Below are 21736 nucleotides of genomic sequence, written 5' to 3' on the forward strand. Positions count from 1 at the left end.
GAGCACATGAAAGAATATATTTCTGAAAACATGAAGTCATTTCAATCTTTACCACAATGTATAAATTAACAGGGGGTTGATAATGAGTGCATTTACAGAAAATGATAAATTGATCACTATTAGATTATATGGCGCTCTCGGTAATAAATTTGGACGAGTGCACCAACGAATAGTTTCTTCGCCAAAGGAAGCGGTCAGAGCATTATGTGTGACCATCAATGGATTCGAAAGATACATGTTTGAGGCTCACCATAAAGGTCTAACCTTTGCGATATTCAAAGGGAAAAAGAATCTGGATAAAGATGATTTATCGATTGGTTCCGGTGATAAAGAAATACGTATTATCCCCATTCCGATCGGCAGCAAACGAGCAGGCGTATTTCAGACCGTGCTGGGTGTCGTAATCATTGTAGTGGCCGCGATGGCTGGCCCGGCAGGATGGGGGGCGCTATCAGCATCTACAGCTATGGGTGTAGGTTTGGCTGGCGCATCGATGGCCGTTGGTGGCGTTGCCCAGATGATGGCCCCACAACAGACGAGTTTGAGAATGCGAGAGGATGCAGATAATAAGCCTTCATATGCATTTGGCGGCCCGGTCAACACTACCGCCCAGGGTAATCCAGTTGGACTGCTTTACGGGCAGCGTGAGATTGGAGGCGCAGTAATTTCAGCAGGTATCTTCACAGAAGACCAGCAATGAGGAGAGCCATGCTTAAACGTGAATCGATTGAAGCGGCTTTAATAGCCACCATGCAGAAGCAGGGGCAAGGACTCAACGGTCAGGACTGTCTGATTATCCGCACAGGCATATCATCCACGCTGGCAGCGCAGCGCCGCAGATGTGAGCGTGAACGTTCGGCTTCAGCTACTTTCAACTGGCAAAAACCTACTGCTTTCCGCCGTCGATAGTGGTGCAGGTGAAACTGCAACGCTTCCACTAACAGCGATTTGTTCGCACGCTTTCAGTACTGTTCATCACTCCATGTATAAACATTTGTATAAACATTAATAAAAAAGGCGTCATACCGTGAGGTAAAACGCCTTTATAAACAACATGATAGCCAGTGGCTATTAGTTCATGCCGTATTTTTTCAGTTTCTTACGCAGCGTACCACGGTTGATGCCCATCATCAGGGCCGCACGGGTCTGGTTGCCACGGGTGTACTGCATGACCATGTCCAACAAAGGCTGTTCTACTTCAGCCAATACCAGCTCATACAGGTCACTCACATCCTGACCATTCAGTTGAGCAAAATAGTTCTTCAGTGCCTGTTTGACCGAATCACGCAGTGGCTTTTGAGTCACCTGATCCTGTGAGTTTACGGTAGATACGGTCAGTACGTCAGAATTTACGCGTTGTTCGAACATAGTTCTGTCAGCTCTTTATTTCTATTAGGCAAGATTTTCGAAGTATGCTTCCAACGCCTCCAGCTGTTCGCTGGCATCCTCTATGGCGTTGAATGTGCGCCGAAACTGGTCGTTTGGGGCATGCTCCTGGAGATACCAGGAGACGTGCTTCCGGGCAATACGGTATCCCTTGCGATGACCATAAAAGTCGTGCAGTTCCCGTAGGTGCCCGATGAGCAAGCGCTTTACTTCAGCTAGTGGCATCGGTGCCAGCAGCTCCCCAGTGTCCAGATAATGCTGGATTTCCCGGAAGATCCAAGGTCTTCCCTGAGCCGCACGTCCTATCATCAGGGCATCAGCCCCCGTATAGTCGAGCACGGCTCTGGCTTTATGCGGGTCAGTGATGTCGCCATTCGCGATAACGGGAATGGAGACATTCTGCTTAACTGTCCGAATGCTGTCATATTCAGCTTCGCCGTTGAACAAACACGCGCGAGTGCGTCCGTGAATGGTCAGGGCCTGAATACCGCAGCGTTCAGCCAATTGGGCAATTTCAACACAATTACGGTTGTCTGGATCCCAGCCAGTGCGAATCTTCAGCGTGACGGGAACGTCCACTGCATTAACCACCGCAGAGAGGATAGACTTTACCAACTCAGGGTGTTGCAGCAGGGCAGATCCCGCCAGTTTGCGATTCACCTTTTTGGCTGGACATCCCATGTTGATGTCAATCACCTGCGCGCCAGATAAAGCATTGATACGCGCCGCTTCAGCCATCTCATGAGGGTCACAACCTGCAATTTGCACGGTACGAATACCGGGCTCATCACTGTGAACCATACGCAACCGGGACTTGTCCGTCGCCCAGACTTCAGGGTTAGACGACATCATCTCGGAAACGGTCATACCAGCGCCCATTGCGTAGCAAAGGGTCCGGAAAGGTCTGTCGGTTATCCCGGCCATTGGCGCGGCAATCAGACGATTACGAAGCTGGTGGTTTCCAATGCGCATGAAATAAAAGTGACCATAGTGTGTCCGCAAGGCGGCGTATATTACGCATTTTCTACTGAAGATGAAAGGCCAAACTTTGAACAATTCAACGTTAAGAGGGGAGGTTGCAGGGATGTGGCATGCAGTAAATTTATTTTATATAATAAATTCAATCGCTTAATAAAAAGCGATTAAAATGCGAACAAATATTTTTCTTTTTTTATGAGCAAAACAGCCGGATAAATGGCATCACATGCCCCTCTTTACGAGACATGTGACGCACGAAACAGGCAAAACCAGACGATCTCACCTTTTCAGAGCACTGAAACCTTAGTTTACGATTAAGCGTCCATTCAGGGGCTGAATTGGGCGGTTATTTTTCAGTCCGAGTGCGAGTTCAAAAGCGCTAATCTGTTTTGGAGACGCAGAAATGGGCTGCTTCATCACCAGCCAGCGTACCCCTTCCGTACAAGGAGGTGTGGTCAGCGAGCCGCTAAAACGGTAGTAATTCTTATCGCCAGGCATCAGGTCTGACAGTGCCAGAGGAGTATCTAACGGGCGGGCTTCGTTTTTCTTAGACGGAAGATTTTTCAGGATCTGCTCAATGGTCGGGTTTTCTTTCCCTTGTTCAAACATCACGCCAACAACTGCCAGCTCACCTTTGGCATTGCTGTGAACAAAGTGCACTTCCAATGGGTAAACACGGCCATCAATCCGGTTTTCTGAAGGCGCGTGGAAGTGGAACTGTTTCAGGGTGAACTTGCTGCCGTCCAGCGTCAAAGTATCACCATCACGAACGTCCACCTGAAGGGTATGGCCATTATTGATGATTGACTTGTCTTTTGCATTGAAGGTCAGCGACAGGGGCGGAAGCTCACCTTTCGTGATGTTTTTGATATCAACAGGGGATTGATTAAAACCTTCCTCACAAACGGCGAAGTCATGGCTTAGTTTCCCCCATTTCTCCGGCGAACCCTCACCCGAATAGGACCAGTGAGGATGCGAATCTGCATGGGCAAAGGTCGCGATAAGGAGGGTAAAAGCCAGCGTAAGTGGCGCCATTTTCATTTTCATTATGCAAACTATCCTGATTAAATATTGCTGGTGTAAAAGCCCTGAGCAAAGCTTCAGGGCGAACCAGCGGATAGTAACTAAGGGATAATGTAACAACAATGCACTAAATGAGTGGATGGACTTTCCATGTTCAAAATCAAATATATCTGTAAAATTACTTAAATTTCATGGCATTATGCTTACATTGGCCACGCTATTTGAGGCATTTAAAAATCCTGACAGCCCACTTCTTCCAAGCCCTCCTCTCAGTGACTTTTACCGCTACAAAACAAAAAGCCCCTTTTCAGGGGCTTTGCAGGAAAGGCTTCAACCGTGGTTTATGCCTTGATGCCGGTAATACGGCACCACTCTTCTTTTTCGGCCACCGGGTCCAGAGTAAACAGCTGCTGGTAGGCTTCACAAACGCTGTCAGCCTGGCTTGCCAGAACGCCTGACAGGCCCAGTGAGCCGCCTTTAACCGGCAATACGCTAATCAAAGGTGCCAGCTCGCGAAGAGGGCCAGCAAGGATATTCGCTACCACAACGTCGGCGCTCAGATTCTCAGGCTGCTCATGCGGCAGATAAAGGGAGAGACGTTCAGAAACCCCGTTACGCTCTGCATTGTCACGGCTTGCCTGGATCGCCTGCGGATCGATATCGATCCCAATGGCGCTGGCCGCACCCAGTTTCAGCGCGGCAATTGCCAGAATGCCGGAACCGCAGCCAAAATCGATCACTGTCTTGCCTTGCAGATCCAATCCATCCAGCCAGGTCAGGCACATTGAGGTGGTTGGGTGAGTTCCGGTACCGAACGCCAGGCCGGGATCGAGCATCACGTTCACGGCTTCAGGATCCGGCACATCTCGCCAGCTTGGACAGATCCACAGACGCTGACCAAAACGCATAGGGTGGAAGTTGACCATCCATTCACGTTCCCAGTCTTTATCTTCGATCTGTTCAATCTTATGCGCGAAGCCGCTGCCCAGCAGAGGACAAGCTTCTAAGCCAATCACCACCAGATCCATATCGGTTTCAGCATCAAATAAGCCGATTGCGTCAGTGTCGCCCCACAGCAGCGTTTCGCCTGGTAAGGGCTCAAAAACCGGGTTGTCGTGCGTATCCTGGAACGTGACCGAGACAGCCCCGTTCTCGATCAGCGCGTCGCCCAGCTCTTCAGCCTGAGCGCCGGTGGTATTAATTTTCATCTGTATCCAGGGCATGGCAGTTCTCTTATTCAAACAGGGGTGGAAGCCTGCGCTGACGGGGCAGCGGCATGGCCAAAACGGTTTCCAACTGCAAAGGCAATCAGACTCAATATCAGTGAGGGAACAATAGGGTGGAATCCCCAGAGCTGCAGCGAAAAACTGGCCAGCAGCGTATAACAACCCGCACCGGTAAACATGCTACTGAGCGCGCCCGTAGCATTGGCTTTTTCCCAGTATAACCCGAGGACCAGCGGCCAGAGGAAAACAGCTTCCAGTCCGCCAAAAGCCAGCAGATTTAGCCAGATGATCATCTCAGGCGGATTCCATGCGGCCAGCAGCAGCAACAGGCCAAGTACCAGCGTGATCACTCCTGACATCTTCTTCAGCCGGGGCTCATTATCCATATGCTGAGGGTAAAGCCGTAAATAGAGATCTTTCACGATGGTGGCCGAAGACTGCAACAGCTGAGCATTGATGGTCGACATAATGGCTGCCATCGGGGCAGCCAGAAAGATCCCGGCAGCGATGGGCGGGAGCACACGGATCATCAGCGTTGGGATCACCTGATCCGGAATAGCCAGGTCGGGCATCACGGCACGCCCAAGCGCGCCTGCCAGATGCATGCCAAACATCAGTATAGTCACCACGAGGGTACCAATAATGATCCCCCGATGAACGGCCTTACTGTCTTTGTAAGAGATGCAGCGCACAGCGGTATGTGGCAGACCAATCACCCCAAAGCAGACCAGAACGGAGAACGAAGCCAGGAAAGTTGGGCTGAGGATATTATCAACGCCGCCAGCGGACACCAGCTTGGGATCGATTTGCTGAAGCTTATCGACTGCACTGTGCATACCGCCAGCGGCATGGATCACCGCAAACAGCAGCAGGAAGGTCCCAGCCAGCATCACCACGCCTTGCATGGCATCATTCAGCACGCTGGCCCTGAAGCCTCCAAAAGCGGTATAGAGCGCGATGGTGCCACCAAAAATCAGTAGCCCAGTGTCGTAAGGAATGCCGGCAGCCGTTTCCAGAAGCCGCGCGCCGCCAATAAATTGCACGGTCATGGCACCGATAAAGGCGATCAGCAGGCTCAGGCTGGCGAACCAAACCAGTAATGGGCTGCGATAGCGCGCATAAAGCATATCGTTGAGGGTAACGGCATTATATCGTCGGGCGAGAATGGCGAATTTTTTGCCCAACACGCCCAGCGAAAGCCAGACGGCTGGAACCTGCACCATCGAAAGCAGCACCCAACCAAGGCCGTATTTATAGGCCGCGCCTGGCCCGCCAATAAAGGAGCTGGCGCTGATGTAAGTGGTCGCCAGAGTCATGGCCAGCACAAAGCCGCCCATCGATCGACTGCCGAGGAAATATTCAGTCAGAAAGTTGCCTTCACGGCGCTTACGCATAGCATACACAGAGAGGCCAGCGACCAGCAGCAGGTAGGCTATAAGGGGCAGGATGATTTCAAGTTTCACTTTTCATCCTCCAGAGGAATGTCACGAAATACCAGCCTGACCATCAGCCAGCAGAGCAGGATAAACAACGCCGGAACCAGCAGGCAGGCCATTTCAAACCAGTGCGGCAACCCGGTAATTCCTTGTTTATCGTCCGGTAGCCAGGCCATCAACGACCAGGCGATAAGATAGGCGACTGCCAGCCAGAATGACCAACGGGCCTCGCGATGAGCCTGAACGAAACGCTTGTCCATCTCTCTCCTCACCTTTAAAAATGCAAAGAAAAAGGCCGGTCAGACCGGCCTTTTTTCAAAACATCAGGCTAATCAGGTTTCCTGAAGGCCGAGTTTTTTCTCCAGATAGTGGATATTGGTTCCACCGTGCTGGAAGTTTTCGTCGGACATGATCTTCATCTGCAGTTCAACGTTCACTTTGATGCCGTCGATGATCAGCTCAGCCAGCGCATTTTTCATGCGGGCGATAGCCACATCACGGGTTTCACCATAAGTGATCAGCTTACCGATCATGGAATCATAGTACGGTGGCACAGTGTAGCCAGCGTAGATATGAGATTCCCAACGCACGCCAAAACCACCAGGAGCATGGAAGCGGGTGATTTTGCCTGGGCTTGGCAGGAAGGTGTTCGGATCTTCGGCGTTGATACGGCATTCTACCGCATGGCCACGGATCACCACGTCTTCCTGTTTAATCGATAAAGGCTGACCGGCAGCAATACGCAGCTGCTCTTTGATCAGGTCTACACCAGTGATCATCTCAGTAACCGGGTGTTCAACCTGGATACGGGTGTTCATCTCAATGAAGTAGAATTCGCCGTTTTCGTACAGGAACTCGAAGGTGCCTGCGCCACGGTAGCCGATTTCGATACAAGCTTTAGAGCAACGCTCGCCAATGAAGCGACGCATCTCTTCAGTGATGCCTGGTGCTGGAGCCTCTTCCACTACTTTCTGGTGGCGGCGCTGCATTGAGCAGTCACGTTCAGCCAGATAGACAGCGTGGCCCTGACCATCAGCCAACACCTGAATTTCGATGTGGCGTGGGTTTTCCAGGTACTTCTCCATATAGACCATATCGTTGTTGAAAGCCGCTTTGGCTTCCGCACGGGTCATATTAATGGACTGTTCCAGGTCTTTTTCCTGACGCACAACGCGCATACCACGACCACCGCCGCCGCCAGAGGCTTTGATGATCACCGGGTAGCCGATCTGCTTACCGAAGGCACGGTTCTTGTCCATGTCTTCAGTCAGCGGGCCGTCAGAGCCAGGTACGCAAGGGACGCCCGCTTTCTTCATCGCGTTGATTGCCGAAACTTTGTCACCCATCAGGCGAATGGTTTCAGCTTTCGGGCCGATGAAAATGAAGCCTGAACGCTCAACCTGCTCAGCAAAGTCCGCATTCTCGGACAGGAAGCCATAGCCTGGGTGGATAGCCACCGCACCGGTGATCTCTGCAGCAGAGATCAGGGCAGGGATGTTCAGGTAGCTTTTCACTGACTGTGCAGGACCAATACAAACGGTCTCATCTGCCAGCAGCACATGTTTCAGATCGCGGTCCGCAGTGGAGTGCACGGCTACAGTCTTGATGCCCAGCTCTTTACAGGCACGAAGAATGCGCAGCGCGATTTCACCACGGTTAGCTATTACAATTTTATCCAGCATGGTTCGCCTCGTTATTCGATGACTACCAGCGGCTCGTCAAATTCAACGGGTTGGCCGCTTTCAACCAGGATCGCTTTCACAACGCCGGATTTATCGGCTTCGATCTGGTTCATCATTTTCATCGCTTCAACGATGCACAGAGTGTCGCCAGCGTTAACTTTCTGACCCACTTCCACAAACGCTTTAGCGTCCGGGCTTGGGGTACGGTAGAAAGTGCCCACCATTGGTGAACGTACGATGTGGCCACTGATCTCAGCTGCAGCCGGGGCTTCCATGACTGGTGCTGTTGCAGGTGCCACGGCGTTAGCCAGTGCAGGCTGCTGCTGCATCATCGGTGCAGCATAATGCTGCATCATTGGGTAGCCAGTGTTAGCCGGTGCGCGACTGATGCGAACAGACTCTTCACCTTCAGAAATTTCCAGTTCAGAAATGCCTGATTCTTCAACCAGTTCGATCAGTTTTTTAATCTTACGAATATCCATGAGTGTGGTTCCGTACTCTGTTTAATTAGATTGTGACAGGCGTTTGACGGCCGTCTGCAAAGCCCAGGAGTAACCGTCGACACCAAGTCCACAGATTACGCCGGCAGCAATATCAGAAAGATATGAATGATGACGGAAAGGCTCGCGAGCATGCACATTCGACAGGTGGACTTCAATGAATGGGATGCTGACTGCCAGCAGGGCATCCCGAAGCGCAACGCTGGTATGGGTGAATGCCGCCGGGTTAATGACGATATAATCGACATTGCCTTTCGCCTCATGAATGCGGTCAATCAACGCGTGTTCCGCATTGGACTGGAGATGGCTCAGCTTCACGTTGAGCGCTTCAGCTTGCGTGGTAAGGTCACTTACGATCTCTGCCAGGGTCGTTTTCCCGTACTTTTCCGGCTCACGAGTGCCGAGAAGGTTCAGATTGGGACCGTTTAAAAGCAGTATGTGAAACTTATCCGTCATCTTGCTGCTATCTCCTGCGATAATTGAGGCATCGCACAAAATACAACGCGAAACGCCATTTGTCACCTTTCAAGATGAAATTTGGTCGGTTCGCAAGTTTGAAGTCGGGCATTATAACGATTTCGTGGCAATTCGCAGCTAAATACTGGTCGTATCAGCGAAGATTATCAACCGCTTGGCCAAAAGGCCAGGCGGATTATTACCGGATATGCGGAGTGGCCCACAGTCTTGAGGGGGTTTTCAACGGAACCACTGGCGAAATTTTTTATAACGCCATGCCAGCAAGATCGCGGCAATTAGCGCATAAATCCACGGTTGTGGCGAAAAAGTCTTTACCGACCACAGATAATGGATGGGCGCGAGGATTAACACCAGGTAAACCCCGTTGTGCAGGGTTTGCCAGCGTCTGCCGAGTTTGCGCTGCGCTTTCTGGAACGACGTCAGGGCCAAAGAGAGCAGGATTAGCCAGCTGACAATGCCCAGCGTCAGATAAGGCCGGGAGATCAGCTCGGAACCCAACAGGCCGAGGTTGCTGATGCCCAATTCCAGCACGGAATAACTCACCAGATGCAACGTAGCCCAGGCAAAACACCAAAGGCCAAGCAGGCGGCGCACACGGATCAGCAAAGGCTGTTTACCGTAGCGTGCCAGAGGTGTGATCAATAATGAGCCCAGCAGGAACTTCAACGCCATTCTGCCGGTAAAATGTTGGATATCTTTTGCCGGATCGGCACTGAACCAACCCTGATCGATGGAAAGGAGTAACCACAGCAAAGGGAGAAAACCTGCAAGGTGCAGTAAAACCTTTAATCCGGTGATTTGCCTTGCCGTTATGCGCACCACTAGAAATTCTCCCGCAAATCTAATCCGCGGTATAACGAGGCCACTTGCTCTGCATAGCCGTTAAACAGCAAGGTCGGCTGACGTTTAACGTCCAGAATGCCGCCTGAACCAATAAATCGCTCTGTCGCCTGCGACCAGCGAGGGTGATCCACATGCGGGTTCACATTACCGTAAAAACCATACTCGTTTGAGGCAAGCTGGTTCCAGGTGGTCGGCGGCATATCTTTGACCAGCGTGATTTTAACAATCGACTTGATGCCCTTAAAACCGTACTTCCAGGGAACAGTCAGTCGGATCGGCGCACCATTTTGGGGTGGCAGGCCTTTGCCGTAGACACCAGTGGTCAACATAGTCAACGGATGCATCGCCTCATCAAGGCGCAATCCTTCAACGTAGGGGTAGTCGATGCCGCCGCCAATGAAGCGGTCTTTCTGACCGGGCATTTCATCTGGCGCATAAATGGTCTGAAATGCCACGTAACGTGCATTGCTGGTGGGTTCGGCGGCTTTCAGCAGTTTACCCAATTCAAAACCGACCCAGGGAACGACCATGGACCAGGCTTCAACACAGCGCATTCGGTAAATACGCTGTTCCAGCGGGAAGCGTTTGAAAATGTCATCCATCGACAGCGTCATCGGTTTTGCCACTTCGCCGCCAATTTCAATTTTCCAGTCGTCGGTTTTCAGCGTTCCGGCGTTGGCAGCAGGATCGGCCTTATCAAGGCCAAACTCATAAAAGTTATTGTAACCAGAGACTTTGTCTTCCGGTGTCAGGGCTAAATCGGCCTGATATTGAGCGGGTTTGCTGAAGTCGAGCGGTTTTCCTGCCGGCGCTTTAGGACGGTCATTGCCTTTAAACCAGGACAAAACATCGGCATGAGCAGCAGAGGGCAGCGATAAGGCAGCCGCACTGATGCCAAGCGTTCTCAGCAAGTCACGGCGACTCGCGTTAAAAATGCTCTCGGGGGTGACATCGCTTTCGGTAAGTTTATCAACGGGTTTCATTGTGCGGCCTCCACAGGCTCGTTCTTATCTCCCTTTCAGCATGACCAAAGAGTGGGCTTTCTGCGAATCAAGGACGAAAAATGTGAAATTTCCTGGAAATGAGAATCACCTGAAAGTGAAGGCTGAAAGACCGGGAAGGGAGCCTCGGGCTACTATACTCGCCAGGCTGGTCACTAAATTGACATCCGGCAAGTTAACGCCTGCCAGGATATGCTACTTTCAGCGGCTGCCCGGTTTTCGGCAGCCAGATCCACTCATTTACACGGCACAGGTTCAGTGCGCAAAGTGCGCCACTCAAACCGCAGTTACAGGCACAGGGATGCGATTAACCACCAAACTTTCGACGATGATCACCTTATTAAGCGCACTGGCGATGTTACTGATGCTGGTGGGATGCGTGATGAGTTTTTTTTACCTCAGCACACAGAGAACAGAACACCGGCTTGAGCTGATGGCCGGAGATGTGGATACCGCATTACTGACAGAATCGCCGGACCAGGTGTCTTTGTGGCTAACTAAAGTCATGGGTCCGTTGCAAATTGTCCGGACTGAGCTGATTAAAGATAAGCAAACGTTGTTGACCATTGTCCACCATCAGGAGCCGGTGCTGGAAGATGAACAAAACCAGTATCGCAAGTCGGTCCTTCCCCTGCCCAAACACCCCGGCTACAGCCTGCATATTCAGTGGGTCGATTCCACGAAAACCTGGCTAAAGTCCTTTATTGGCGCCTTTATTCTTAGCGTGGTCATCGTGATTGTAGCCATCATGACCACGCTGTTGTTTGTTACGCATCGTTGGCTAAATCGGCAGTTTCAGGGCATGGAACGGCTTGAGTCCAGAGCCGGTAAGGTTATTAAAGGGGAAAGAGGCACAGTCAGAGCGGGGACGGTACATGAGTGGCCACCCAAAGCCAGCAGTGCCATTGATTTACTGCTGGCAGACCTGCAGGAAGCGGGCGAACAGCGCACACGCATTGACACTTTAATTCGTGCGTTTGCCGCGCAGGATGCGACGACCGGGCTCAACAATCGCCTCTTCTTTGATAACCAGTTAGCGACCATGCTTGAAGACAGCGAAACCGGTGGCGCGCACGGCATGGTGATGATGATCCGCTTACCTGACTTTGACACGCTGCGGGATAACTGGGGACACAATCAGACCAAAGACTATCTGTTTGCGCTGGTGAATCTGTTATCGACATTTGTAATGCGCTATCCCGGAGCCTTACTGGCCCGCTATTTCCGCAGTGATTTCGCGGTTTTGCTTCCCCACCGTAGCCTGAAAGACGCCGACAGCATTGCTTCCCAACTGATTAATGCCGTGGATGCACTGCCGCCAACACGCATGCTGGACCGTGAAGATATGATCCACATTGGCATCAGCGCCTGGCACAGCGGGCAGGAAACGCAGCAGGTGATGGAAAACGTAGAATTGGCTGCCCGCCATGCCGCTCTGTTGGGCGGGAACAATTGGTCAGTCGGTGAAGCTCCGCAGCAAGAGTTCGCCCGCGGCAGCGTGAAATGGCGTACGTTACTGGAAAATACGCTGCACCGCGGCGGGCCAAGGCTGTATCAGAAACCCGCGGTCACCCTTGAGGGCGTTGTCCATCATCGGGAGATGATGCCGCGGATCTATGATGGAGAGAAAGAGCTGCTGTCAGCAGAGTTTCTGCCCCTCATTCAGCAGCTAGGAATGGCCGAAGGCTATGATCGCCAATTAGTGACCCGAATCCTGGCTCTTCTGCCTGTCTGGCCACAAGAGACGTTCGCCATTCCGTTAACGGTGGATGCCTTATTACAGCGTCCTTTTCAGATTTGGCTCAGAGACATGCTGCTGCAATGCACCAAATTGCAAAGAAATCACATTTTATTTGAACTTGCTGAAGCAGATGTGTGTCAACACATCAGCCGTTTGGGTTCTGCGTTTCGATTGTTGAAGGGTTTTGGCTGTCGCATGGCGATCACTCAGGCTGGATTGACGGTGGTTAGTACCGCTTATATCCGTCAGTTTGAGGTGGAGCTAATCAAGTTGCACCCCGCTCTGGTTAGGAACATCGAGCGCCGTACAGAGAATCAGCTGTTTGTCCGGAGTCTTCTTGAGAGTTGCACCAGGACTTCTACCCAGGTTTTCGCTGCTGGTGTGCGCACCAGGGGCGAGTGGCAAATCCTTGCGGAGCTAGGTGTGGCGGGAGGTCAGGGCGATTTCATCGCCTCGTCACAACCGCTAAATACCAGCGTAAAAAAATATTCGCAAAGATATCAAGTTTAATCTGCCGTTGTGCTGGATTTCACGTAGAATACCCGCGCGGCTGTGGTGCCGGTATGGGGAAACTGGTCAGCCAGAGACCCAAGAAATGTTAAATTTTATGTACGCTATGTCCGTCTGTCAGCCCTGAACTTTGAGTGTAATGGCCTGAAATCAGGCTTGTGGTTCGCAACGCGGCTTCAGGGTGTGGCCCTTACGTGAGATAGCGTGATTTTTCACCGAAGTAGACTGTTTTTGCGCCTTGTCGCTGCTTCGTGTGGTTGGTAAAGTAAGCGGATTTTATTTTCCGCCCCCAGCTTGCAGGATTATCCTTTAGTATGTTTAAAAAATTCCGTGGCATGTTTTCCAACGACTTGTCCATCGACTTGGGTACCGCCAATACCCTGATTTACGTGAAAGGGCAGGGTATCGTTCTGAACGAACCTTCCGTCGTTGCCATCCGTCAGGATCGTGCCGGTTCCCCTAAAAGCGTTGCGGCAGTCGGTCATGAAGCAAAACAGATGCTGGGTCGTACCCCCGGCAATATCGCTGCTATTCGGCCAATGAAAGACGGCGTTATCGCTGACTTCTTCGTTACCGAAAAAATGCTGCAGCACTTTATCAAACAGGTTCACAGCAACAGCTTCATGCGCCCAAGTCCGCGCGTGCTGGTTTGTGTACCTGTTGGCGCTACTCAGGTTGAGCGTCGCGCTATCCGTGAATCTGCACAAGGTGCTGGTGCACGTGAAGTGTTCCTGATTGAAGAGCCAATGGCCGCCGCAATCGGTGCTGGTCTGCCCGTCTCTGAAGCAACGGGTTCAATGGTTGTGGATATCGGTGGTGGTACTACTGAAGTGGCCGTGATCTCTCTGAACGGCGTGGTCTACTCTTCTTCTGTCCGTATCGGTGGCGATCGCTTTGATGAAGCTATTATTAATTATGTGCGCCGTAACTACGGTTCACTGATTGGTGAAGCTACCGCTGAACGTATCAAGCATGAAATCGGCTCTGCTTACCCGGGCGATGAAGTGCGTGAAATTGAAGTGCGTGGCCGTAATCTGGCAGAAGGTGTGCCGCGTGGCTTCACGCTGAATTCCAACGAAATTCTGGAAGCTCTTCAGGAGCCGCTGACCGGCATCGTTAGCGCGGTGATGGTTGCCCTGGAACAGTGTCCGCCAGAACTGGCATCCGACATCTCTGAACGCGGTATGGTTCTGACCGGCGGTGGCGCATTGCTGCGTAACCTCGATCGTCTGCTGATGGAAGAAACCGGTATTCCGGTTGTGGTTGCAGAAGATCCGCTGACCTGCGTTGCTCGCGGTGGCGGTAAAGCGTTGGAAATGATCGACATGCACGGCGGCGATTTGTTCAGCGAAGAATAATTTGCTTTAAGGAGTGTAGGTACGCTCTGTCCTGCACTCCTTTTTTAAGATGTCGAGGAATACGCCGAGTTTATGAAGCCGATCTTCAGCAGGGGACCTTCCCTGCAATTACGCTTATTTTTAGCGGTTATTGTGGCTATAGGCGTGATTGTCGCCGACAGTCGTATGGGCGCTTTCAGTCAGATACGCACCTACATGGATACGGCGGTTAGCCCATTCTATTTTCTGGCCAACGGGCCACGTCAAATTCTGGACAGTGTTTCTGAAACACTGGCCTCACGCCAGCAGCTTGAACTGGAAAACAAAGGCCTACAGCGCGAACTGATGCTTAAGAACAGCGAATTGCTGATGCTTGGCCAGTTTAAGCAGGAAAACGCCCGTCTCCGTGAGCTGCTTGGTTCTCCTCTGCGTCAGGACGAGCACAAGATGGTCACCCAGGTGATCTCTACCGGTACCGATCCCTACACCGATCAGGTGGTGATTGATAAAGGCAGCGTGAATGGCGTTTACGAAGGCCAGCCTGTTATCAGTGATAAAGGCGTGGTCGGGCAGGTGGTTGCCGTTGGCAAAATCACCAGCCGCGTGATGCTGATCTGTGACTCTTCCCATGCTTTACCTATCCAGGTGTTGCGTAACGACATTCGGGTCATCGCAGCCGGCAACGGCTGTACCGAAGACCTGCAGCTTGAACACCTGCCGGGTAATACCGACATCCGCGAAGGTGATGTTCTGGTCACTTCCGGACTGGGTGGTCGTTTCCCGGAGGGCTATCCGGTTGGCGTGGTGTCTTCCGTCAAGCTTGATACACAACGTGCTTACACCGTGATTCAGGCCCGGCCTACCGCTGGTTTACAGCGCTTGCGCTATCTGCTGCTGCTGTGGGGCGCCGATCGTAATGGCACCATGCCAATGGCGCCGAACGAAGTGCACCGTGTAGCCAATGAACGACTGATGCAGATGATGCCGCAGGTTCTGCCTGCTGCGAACCAGCTGATGGGGCCGCCAGCACCGGGGCAACCTGCTGGTTCCCTTCCTGCTGCTACGGGCCAAACTCCTGCTCCTGCTACCCCTTCTTCTGCTGGTCGTCAGGCCGCGCCTGCTTCCCGCGGAGGCCAGCCTTGAGCAGTTATCGCAGCCACGGGCGTTGGGTTATCTGGTTGTCTTTCCTGGTCGCACTGGTTCTGCAAATTATGCCCTGGCCTGAGCAGTTCTTTATGTTCAGGCCTTCCTGGCTGCTTCTGATCCTGATTTATTGGGTGCTGGCTCTGCCTCATCGGGTGAATGTCGGCACGGGCTTTGTGATGGGTTCTATACTGGATCTTATCTCGGGCTCGACGCTGGGCGTTCGTGCTCTGGCGTTCAGCATCTTGGCTTATCTGGTGGCGTTCAAATTCCAACTGTTCCGTAATCTCGCGCTCTGGCAACAGGCGTTGATGGTCATGGTGCTGTCGCTGGCAATGGACGTCATTATATTCTGGGCTGAATTTTTAGTGATAAACGTCTCGTTCCGACCGGAAATTTTCTGGAGTAGCGTAGTAGACGGTGTCCTCTGGCCCTGGCTGTTCTTGTTGATGAGAAAAATACGCCGCCAGTTTGCCGTACAATAAGGATGATTATGGTATCCCTTTATCTGGCTTCTGGTTCTCCCCGTCGTCGCGAGCTGCTCACCCAGCTTGGCCTGCGCTTTGAACGCCTCTCCACCCAAGTTGAAGAACTGAAACGCCCGGATGAGCAGGCTGAAACCTACGTTCGCCGTCTGGCCTGTGAAAAAGCCCAGGCCGGCGTTGTTGTGGCAGAACGGGATCTCCCGGTGTTGGGCGCAGACACCATTGTGGTGCTGAATGGCGAGGTGTTGGAAAAACCTGATGATGAGGCTCACGCGGCCAAAATACTGGCTAAACTGTCTGGTCAGACGCATCAGGTACTGACAGCCGTTGCGCTGGCAGATAAAGAGAGCACACTGGACTGTCTGGTGGTCACTGAAGTTACTTTTCGCACCTTAACCACGGCAGATATCGCGGCTTACATTGCCAGCGGTGAGCCGATGGATAAAGCCGGTGCCTATGGCATTCAGGGGTTAGGGGGCAATTTTGTCCGCAAGATTAATGGAAGCTATCACGCAGTGGTCGGGTTGCCGTTGGTTGAAACTGCTGAGTTACTCAGCCACTTTCAGTCACTGCGTGAGGTAAGGGAACAACATGACCGCTGAACTGCTGGTAAATATCACCCCTTCGGAAACTCGCGTTGCCTATATTGATGGTGGCACCCTGCAGGAGATCCATATTGAGCGCGAAGCGCGCCGTGGGATTGTGGGCAATATCTATAAAGGGCGTGTCAGCCGTGTGTTACCCGGCATGCAGGCCGCGTTTGTTGATATAGGCCTGGAGAAGGCCGCCTTCCTGCACGCTTCCGATATCATGCCTCACACGGAGTGCGTGGCGGGAGACGAACAGAAAAACTTCTCGGTGCGCGATATCTCCGAGCTGGTCCGTCAGGGTCAGGACCTTGTGGTGCAGGTGGTGAAAGATCCCCTCGGCACCAAAGGCGCGCGCCTCACCACCGATATTACGCTGCCCTCACGCTATCTGGTCTTTATGCCCGGCGCCTCTCATGTCGGTGTTTCTCAGCGCATTGAAAGTGAAGCCGAACGCGAACGGCTTAAAAAAGTCGTCTCTGCTTATTGCGACGAACTGGGCGGCTATATCATCCGCACGGCGGCTGAAGGTGTTGGTGAAGTTGAGCTGGCTTCCGATGCGGCTTTTCTTAAGCGGCTGTGGACCAAGGTCATTGAGCGGAGAAAACGCAATCAGACCCGCTGCCGCCTGTACGGTGAGGTGGCGTTATCCCAGCGAATTTTGCGGGACTTTGCGGGTGCAGCGCTTGACCGGATCCGCATTGACTCACGTCTGACCTACGAGCACCTGGTGGAATTCACTGGCGAATATATCCCAGAGATGACAGCGAAGCTGGAGCTGTACACCGGCAAGCAACCTATTTTCGATCTGTTTGACGTTGAGAATGAGATCCAACGCTCGCTGGATCGCAAAGTCGAGCTGAAATCCGGCGGTTATCTGATCATCGATCAAACCGAAGCGATGACCACCATCGACATCAATACCGGGGCATTTGTCGGCCACCGCAATCTGGATGAGACCATCTTCAATACCAATATTGAAGCCACTCATGCCATTGCCCGGCAGTTACGTTTACGCAATCTCGGCGGCATTATCATCATCGACTTTATCGATATGACCAATGAAGATCACCGGCGCAGAGTGTTGCATTCGCTTGAGCAGGGTTTGAGTAAAGACCGGGTGAAAAGCGGCATTCATGGCTTCTCCCAGCTTGGGCTGGTAGAGATGACGCGCAAACGCACCAGGGAAAGCATTGAACATGTGCTCTGCCAGGATTGCCCGGTATGTAAGGGACGCGGCACGCTAAAAACGGTAGAGACAGTCTGTTACGAGCTGATGCGTGAGATTGTGCGTGTTCATCATGCTTACGACTCGGACCGCTTCCTGGTGTACGTTTCACCCGCGGTGGGTGAAGCCCTGAAATCCGATGAATCACATGCGCTGGCCGAAGTCGAAATCTTCGTTGGCAAGCAGGTCAAAGTCCAGGTTGAACCGCTCTATACCCAGGAGCAGTTTGACGTGATTATGATGTGACCAACACAGGGAGAAGTGTGTGAGGCGATTACCAGGGATCCTGCTACTGACTGGCGCAACTATTGTGGTGATCGTTGCGCTGATGGTCAGTGGGCTGCGTCTGGTGATGCCGCACCTGAACAGCTGGCGTGAACCGCTGCTGGAAAAGATCTCGTCCGTGGCCGGCATGCCGGTGGAGGCCAGTGCATTAAACGGGAAGTGGGAAAACTTCGGCCCGGTGCTGGAGATCAGAGATCTGCACGTCAGCCTGAAAGAGGGCGATGAATTAAAGGCCGAACGCATCACCCTGGCGCTGGATATCTGGCAGTCGCTCCTTCACTTCCGTTGGCAGTTTCGCGATCTGACTTTCTATCAGCTGAACCTGGCGACCAGCCAGCCATTGTCCTCTGGTAATGGGGAGAAATTGCAGCTGGAACCGGGTAAATTCAGCGATCTGTTCCTGCGCCAGTTCGATCATTTCGATCTGCGCGACAGCCATATCAGTTTTGTCACGCTCTCCGGTCAGCGTGCCCGTCTGGAGATCCCGCAGCTTACCTGGTTAAACGAAAAAAACCGTCACCGTGCGGAAGGCGTGGTCAGTCTGTCCAGTTTGAACGGGCAGCATGGTGAAATTCAGGTGCGGCTGGATCTGAGCGACAGCAACGGTTATCTGGATACCGGTCGCGTCTGGATGCAGGCTGATGATGTCGACGTGAAACCCTGGTTAGGCCAGTGGATGCGCGACAATACCAGCCTGGACAGTGCAAGATTCAGCCTGGCTGCGTGGATGAGCCTGAAAGAGGGTGAGATTTACGATGGCGATATCCAGCTGAAGAAAGGCGGCGCGAGCTGGAAGGGCGATCGACAACAACATCATCTGACCGTTGATAACGTCACCGCGCATATTGTCCGCTTCAATAATGGCTGGAGCATCAAGGTGCCTCAGACCAATCTGGTGACTGACGGTCAAGCCTGGCCGAAAGGTCAGCTCTCTGGCCTGTGGCAACCTGAGAAAGGGGTGTTGCCTGGCCCGGATCATAATAAAGAAGTGCGTATTCGCGCCACGCAACTGGATCTGGAACGCCTTGATCCTCTGATCCCTTTATTTGCCAAACTGACCCCAACGCTGCTGGAAAACTGGCGAGCGCTGCAGCCTAAAGGCCGCATTGAAGCGCTGGCCGTAGACATTCCTGTCCAGCAACCTGAGCGGAGCCGTTTCCAGGCGCAATGGAAGGACCTGAGCTGGCAACATTGGGAGCTGTTGCCTGGAATGGAGCACTTTAGCGGCTCTGTGAACGGCGGTGTAGAGAACGGGCAGGTAGAGTTCAACGTCAACAATGCCATCCTGCCTTACGGCACTATGTTCCGCGCACCGCTTGAAATCGAGCGGGCCAAAGGCGCGCTTAGCTGGCAGTACGCCAACGACCATTTCTCTCTGGCAGGGCATCAGTTAGATGTGAAGGCGCGTTCGCTGTGGGCGAAAGGCGACTTCACTTACTCCCAGCCGAAGGATAAAGCTCCCCGACTGGACATTCTGGCTGGTATCAATGTGACCCACGCCGGAGATGCCTGGCGTTACTTCCCTGAACCCTTAATGGGCAAGTCGCTGGTGGACTATCTCAGCGGGGCAATTAAAGGGGGCCAGGTACAGAATGCTTCACTGATTTTCGCCGGTAACCCCCATCTGTTCCCGTTCAAGCACAATGACGGTTTGTTTGAGGTGTGGGTTCCGCTGAAGCAATCGACCTATCAGTTCCAGCCTGGCTGGCCGGATTTGCAAAATCTGGACATCAACCTCGACTTCGTTAATGACGGCCTGTTTATGAAAGCCGCGCACACCAAATTGGGGCAGGTTGATGGCAGTAACATCTCGGCGGTGATCCCGGACTATCTGAAAGAGAAGCTGATTATCGATGCCGACATTAACGGTGCAGGTAAAGCGATTGGCGACTACTTCAATCAGACGCCATTGAAGCCATCATTAGGTGCCGCGCTAGATGAACTGCAGATTGGCGGCGATGTAAGTGGTCGCTTACATTTGGATATTCCGCTGGATGGTGAGCAGGTTCGGGCTACCGGTGATGTGAATCTGAAGAACAACTCCCTGTTCATAAAGCCGCTGGAAAGCACCATCGAGCAGCTTACTGGCCACTTTACCTATGATAATGGCGATCTGAAGAGCGACCCAATGACCGCCAGCTGGTTCGGCCAGCCTATGGATGTCAGTTTTAACACCCAGGAAGGCGAGAAGAACTACCAGATTGGCGTTGATCTTAAAGGCGACTGGCAGCCAGGCAAAATGGACGTGGTCCCTGCACCGATCCGTGACAAGCTCAGTGGCAATGCCAGTTGGAAGAGCAACGTTCTGATCAATCTGCCGCACGGTGGTAGCGCCAATTACCTGGTTGCGCTGGACGGGGACCTAAAAAATGTTAGCAGTCACTTACCTGCACCGCTAGATAAAAAGCGGAATGTGGCTATGCCAGTCACCGTCACCGCCAAAGGTGATCTGAACAGTTTCACCCTGAGTGGCGCAGTGGGGAATGACCGTCGCTTTAACAGCAAGTGGTTGCTGGGCAAACAGTTGAGGATCGATCGCGGCATCTGGGAGAACGACACCAAAACGCTGCCTGCTCTTCCTGAAGCCAATGGCATGGTGCTGAATCTGCCTCCACTGGATGGCGAAGCCTGGCTGGGGTTATTTAACAGCCAGAGCTCGGGCAAAAGTGCCGCTATCTCTTCCTCTGAACAAACAACGAAAAGTCGCGCGTTTATTCCAGGGAATATCACCTTGCGCACACCGGCCCTGACGCTTGGGGGGCAGCAATGGCACGATCTGGAAGCCACGGTGAGCGAGAATGTCTCGGGAGAGACGCAGATTCAGGCCAAAGGGAAAGAGATCAACGGCTCGCTGAAAATGAACCAACGTTCCCCCTGGGCTGCTCATCTCAACTACCTGTATTACAATCCGGAATGGGCTTCTTCGAAGGGCAGTTCTCCATTGCCAGGTGATGCCACCACGATTGATTTCAGTCGCTGGCCAGCGCTGGCACTGACTTGTGATGAATGCTGGCTGCGGGGGCAGAAATTTGGCCGCATGGCGGCGGACCTCAGCCACACCAGCGACACGCTTACCCTGAAGAATGGGCTGATTGATACCGGAAATTCCAGTCTGAAAGTAGAGGGTGAGTGGGTTAATCGTCCCGGAGCTCAGCGTACGGCGTTAAAAGGGGTGCTGAGCGGCAAGAAGATTAACGATGCCACTAACTGGTTTGGGCTAAATACTCCACTGCGCAACTCTCCGTTCAATATCGATTACGATCTTCACTGGCAGTCGGCGCCGTGGCAACCCTCAGAAGAGACCTTAAGCGGCGTGTTAAAAACGCATTTCGGCGCCGGTGAGATTGCGGATGTGAACACCGGCAGAGCCGGGCAGTTACTGAGGCTGGTCAGCTTTGATGCGTTACTGCGCAAAATGCGGCTGGATTTCAGCGATACCTTCAGCCAGGGCTTCTATTACGACTCCATCAACGGCACCGCCTGGATTGAAAAGGGCGTAATGCATACCGACAATTTGCTGGTAGATGGGCTGGAAGCGGATATTGCGATGAAAGGCAAACTGGATCTGGTCAAACGCCAGGTCGATATGGAAGCCGTTGTGGCACCAGAAATTTCCGCTACCGTTGGGGTGGCCGCAGCGTTTGCCGTCAATCCGATTGTGGGTGCGGCGGTGTTTGCTGCCAGTAAAGTTTTGGGCCCGTTGTGGAACAAAATCTCGGTGCTTCGCTACCATATCTCCGGCTCGATAGATAAGCCGCAGATTGACGAAGTGCTGCGTAAACCCATTGAAAAGAGCGCGAAGTGAATTTGACGTGACCTGCGAATTGCCTCAGGCTATAGATATGCGATGCCAGCGGTTACTGGCTCA

At 52.6% G+C, this 21736-nt stretch carries 20 protein-coding genes; 9 read left to right on the forward strand and 11 right to left on the reverse strand.

Annotated elements, in window-relative coordinates:
• Nucleotides 1–82: 82 nt before the first annotated feature.
• Together WCC56_RS03960 and WCC56_RS03965 are read left to right on the forward strand one after the other, a co-directional pair.
• Nucleotides 83–700 (forward strand): tail assembly protein, encoded by a 618-nt coding sequence (locus tag WCC56_RS03960; RefSeq protein ID WP_424691136.1) that lies wholly within the window; start codon nt 83–85, stop codon nt 698–700.
• 8 nt (nt 701–708) lie between these two features.
• On the forward strand, nt 709–909 hold the full coding sequence (locus WCC56_RS03965) for a hypothetical protein (protein ID WP_424691137.1): 201 nt from the start codon (nt 709–711) through the stop codon (nt 907–909).
• A 162-nt stretch (nt 910–1071) separates the two neighbouring features.
• On the opposite strand, the gene fis is transcribed toward WCC56_RS03965, so the two are convergent.
• The 11 genes from fis to msrP form a co-directional block, all read right to left on the reverse strand.
• On the reverse strand, nt 1072–1368 hold the full coding sequence (gene fis, locus WCC56_RS03970; protein WP_003855228.1) for a DNA-binding transcriptional regulator Fis: 297 nt from the start codon (nt 1366–1368) through the stop codon (nt 1072–1074).
• Nucleotides 1369–1392: 24 nt separating this feature from the next.
• Nucleotides 1393–2358, reverse strand: a complete 966-nt coding sequence (gene dusB / locus WCC56_RS03975) for a tRNA dihydrouridine synthase DusB (RefSeq protein WP_424691138.1) — start codon at nt 2356–2358, stop codon at nt 1393–1395.
• A 309-nt stretch (nt 2359–2667) separates the two neighbouring features.
• The gene (locus WCC56_RS03980; RefSeq protein WP_424691139.1) at nt 2668–3411 is read right to left on the reverse strand and encodes a carbonic anhydrase; all 744 of its coding nucleotides are present in this window, start codon (nt 3409–3411) and stop codon (nt 2668–2670) included.
• Between the two features lie 317 nt (nt 3412–3728).
• Nucleotides 3729–4610, reverse strand: a complete 882-nt coding sequence (prmA, locus tag WCC56_RS03985) for a 50S ribosomal protein L11 methyltransferase (protein WP_424691140.1) — start codon at nt 4608–4610, stop codon at nt 3729–3731.
• Nucleotides 4611–4624: 14 nt separating this feature from the next.
• Nucleotides 4625–6076 carry a sodium/pantothenate symporter gene (gene panF, locus WCC56_RS03990; protein WP_424691141.1) on the reverse strand — a complete coding sequence of 484 codons (1452 nt, stop codon included), beginning with the start codon at nt 6074–6076 and terminating at the stop codon, nt 4625–4627.
• Nucleotides 6073–6309 (reverse strand): YhdT family protein, encoded by a 237-nt coding sequence (locus tag WCC56_RS03995; protein ID WP_013204093.1) that lies wholly within the window; start codon nt 6307–6309, stop codon nt 6073–6075. Before WCC56_RS03995 ends, panF begins: the two co-directional genes overlap by 4 nt.
• A gap of 72 nt (nt 6310–6381) precedes the next feature.
• A complete protein-coding gene (gene accC, locus WCC56_RS04000; RefSeq protein ID WP_424691142.1) occupies nt 6382–7731 on the reverse strand; it encodes an acetyl-CoA carboxylase biotin carboxylase subunit in 1350 nt (449 codons plus the stop codon).
• A gap of 11 nt (nt 7732–7742) precedes the next feature.
• The gene (accB, locus tag WCC56_RS04005) at nt 7743–8213 is read right to left on the reverse strand and encodes an acetyl-CoA carboxylase biotin carboxyl carrier protein (protein ID WP_424691143.1); all 471 of its coding nucleotides are present in this window, start codon (nt 8211–8213) and stop codon (nt 7743–7745) included.
• Between the two features lie 21 nt (nt 8214–8234).
• On the reverse strand, nt 8235–8687 hold the full coding sequence (aroQ, locus tag WCC56_RS04010; RefSeq protein ID WP_424691144.1) for a type II 3-dehydroquinate dehydratase: 453 nt from the start codon (nt 8685–8687) through the stop codon (nt 8235–8237).
• A 240-nt stretch (nt 8688–8927) separates the two neighbouring features.
• Complete coding sequence (gene msrQ, locus WCC56_RS04015) at nt 8928–9527, reverse strand: protein-methionine-sulfoxide reductase heme-binding subunit MsrQ (protein ID WP_424691229.1); 600 nt, start codon at nt 9525–9527, stop codon at nt 8928–8930.
• 2 nt (nt 9528–9529) lie between these two features.
• Nucleotides 9530–10534: a protein-methionine-sulfoxide reductase catalytic subunit MsrP gene (gene msrP / locus WCC56_RS04020; protein WP_424691145.1), complete on the reverse strand. Its 1005-nt coding sequence runs from the start codon at nt 10532–10534 to the stop codon at nt 9530–9532.
• Between the two features lie 319 nt (nt 10535–10853).
• Here msrP and csrD point away from each other — a divergent pair, with 319 nt between their 5' ends.
• The 7 genes from csrD to yhdP all read left to right on the forward strand — a co-directional run bounded on the left by csrD (nt 10854) and on the right by yhdP (nt 21673).
• A complete protein-coding gene (gene csrD / locus WCC56_RS04025; protein WP_424691146.1) occupies nt 10854–12803 on the forward strand; it encodes an RNase E specificity factor CsrD in 1950 nt (649 codons plus the stop codon).
• A 314-nt stretch (nt 12804–13117) separates the two neighbouring features.
• Entirely contained in the window at nt 13118–14161 is a 1044-nt protein-coding gene (gene mreB, locus WCC56_RS04030; RefSeq protein WP_004385136.1) for a rod shape-determining protein MreB, read from the forward strand.
• Between the two features lie 72 nt (nt 14162–14233).
• Nucleotides 14234–15283, forward strand: coding sequence for a rod shape-determining protein MreC (gene mreC, locus WCC56_RS04035; protein ID WP_424691147.1), 1050 nt, complete (start codon nt 14234–14236; stop codon nt 15281–15283).
• Nucleotides 15280–15768 (forward strand): rod shape-determining protein MreD, encoded by a 489-nt coding sequence (mreD, locus tag WCC56_RS04040; RefSeq protein ID WP_424691148.1) that lies wholly within the window; start codon nt 15280–15282, stop codon nt 15766–15768. The genes mreC and mreD overlap by 4 nt, the downstream gene beginning before the upstream one ends.
• 8 nt (nt 15769–15776) lie before the next feature.
• Nucleotides 15777–16370, forward strand: a complete 594-nt coding sequence (locus tag WCC56_RS04045) for a Maf family protein (protein WP_424691149.1) — start codon at nt 15777–15779, stop codon at nt 16368–16370.
• Nucleotides 16360–17829 carry a ribonuclease G gene (gene rng / locus WCC56_RS04050; RefSeq protein WP_424691150.1) on the forward strand — a complete coding sequence of 490 codons (1470 nt, stop codon included), beginning with the start codon at nt 16360–16362 and terminating at the stop codon, nt 17827–17829. Before WCC56_RS04045 ends, rng begins: the two co-directional genes overlap by 11 nt.
• 19 nt (nt 17830–17848) lie before the next feature.
• A complete protein-coding gene (gene yhdP, locus WCC56_RS04055; protein WP_424691151.1) occupies nt 17849–21673 on the forward strand; it encodes an AsmA2 domain-containing protein YhdP in 3825 nt (1274 codons plus the stop codon).
• The last annotated feature ends 63 nt before the right edge of the window (nt 21674–21736 follow it).

This window comes from Erwinia sp. (assembly GCF_049696395.1).
GTDB lineage: Bacteria > Pseudomonadota > Gammaproteobacteria > Enterobacterales > Enterobacteriaceae > Erwinia.

Bases quoted from the DNA above. Each gene is read 5' to 3' on its own strand.
- msrP (WP_424691145.1), bottom strand. From the start codon at position 10,534: ATGAAACCCGTTGATAAACTTACCGAAAGCGATGTCACCCCCGAGAGC.
- fis (WP_003855228.1), bottom strand. From the start codon at position 1,368: ATGTTCGAACAACGCGTAAATTCTGACGTACTGACCGTATCTACCGTA.
- WCC56_RS03980 (WP_424691139.1), bottom strand. From the start codon at position 3,411: ATGAAAATGAAAATGGCGCCACTTACGCTGGCTTTTACCCTCCTTATC.
- WCC56_RS04045 (WP_424691149.1), top strand. From the start codon at position 15,777: ATGGTATCCCTTTATCTGGCTTCTGGTTCTCCCCGTCGTCGCGAGCTG.
- accC (WP_424691142.1), bottom strand. From the start codon at position 7,731: ATGCTGGATAAAATTGTAATAGCTAACCGTGGTGAAATCGCGCTGCGC.
- accB (WP_424691143.1), bottom strand. From the start codon at position 8,213: ATGGATATTCGTAAGATTAAAAAACTGATCGAACTGGTTGAAGAATCA.
- aroQ (WP_424691144.1), bottom strand. From the start codon at position 8,687: ATGACGGATAAGTTTCACATACTGCTTTTAAACGGTCCCAATCTGAAC.
- prmA (WP_424691140.1), bottom strand. From the start codon at position 4,610: ATGCCCTGGATACAGATGAAAATTAATACCACCGGCGCTCAGGCTGAA.
- WCC56_RS03960 (WP_424691136.1), top strand. From the start codon at position 83: ATGAGTGCATTTACAGAAAATGATAAATTGATCACTATTAGATTATAT.
- csrD (WP_424691146.1), top strand. From the start codon at position 10,854: ATGCGATTAACCACCAAACTTTCGACGATGATCACCTTATTAAGCGCA.
- mreC (WP_424691147.1), top strand. From the start codon at position 14,234: ATGAAGCCGATCTTCAGCAGGGGACCTTCCCTGCAATTACGCTTATTT.
- mreB (WP_004385136.1), top strand. From the start codon at position 13,118: ATGTTTAAAAAATTCCGTGGCATGTTTTCCAACGACTTGTCCATCGAC.
- WCC56_RS03965 (WP_424691137.1), top strand. From the start codon at position 709: ATGCTTAAACGTGAATCGATTGAAGCGGCTTTAATAGCCACCATGCAG.
- dusB (WP_424691138.1), bottom strand. From the start codon at position 2,358: ATGCGCATTGGAAACCACCAGCTTCGTAATCGTCTGATTGCCGCGCCA.
- WCC56_RS03995 (WP_013204093.1), bottom strand. From the start codon at position 6,309: ATGGACAAGCGTTTCGTTCAGGCTCATCGCGAGGCCCGTTGGTCATTC.
- rng (WP_424691150.1), top strand. From the start codon at position 16,360: ATGACCGCTGAACTGCTGGTAAATATCACCCCTTCGGAAACTCGCGTT.